1 rRNA gene is annotated in these 450 nt (G+C 47.1%); it reads left to right on the forward strand.

Going from position 1 to position 450, the window contains the following annotated elements:
* Positions 1 to 336: 336 nt before the first annotated feature.
* A 16S ribosomal RNA gene (locus tag B347_RS0105645) occupies positions 337 to 450 on the forward strand; the annotation flags it as partial.

The following is a 450-nucleotide window of genomic DNA, read 5'->3' on the forward strand; positions in this document are numbered from 1 at the left end:
AGGTGTTGACAGCAGCGTGTAACGCTGTAGAATTCGCCTCCCGCTAACGAGAGATCGAAAGCGCAAGTGGTTGATGTTACAAAGGAAACTTTGAAAACATCTTAAAATAACCGCTTGACAGCAACAGAGGCTGCTGTAGAATGCGCGCCTCGGTTGAGCGAAAGCTTAACCAACCGCTCTTTAACAACTGAATCAAGCAATTCGTGTGGGTGCTTGTGGAGTCAGACTGATAGTCAAAAAGATTATCAGCATCACAAGTTACTCCGCGAGAAATCAAAGATGTAACCAACGATTGCTGAGCCAAGTTTAGGGTTTTCTCAAAACCCAAAGATGTTTGAACTGAAGAGTTTGATCATGGCTCAGATTGAACGCTGGCGGCAGGCCTAACACATGCAAGTCGAGCGGTAGAGAGGTGCTTGCACCTCTTGAGAGCGGCGGACGGGTGAGTAA

Source organism: Pseudomonas psychrophila HA-4, from assembly GCF_000282975.1.
Lineage (GTDB): Bacteria > Pseudomonadota > Gammaproteobacteria > Pseudomonadales > Pseudomonadaceae > Aquipseudomonas > Aquipseudomonas psychrophila_A.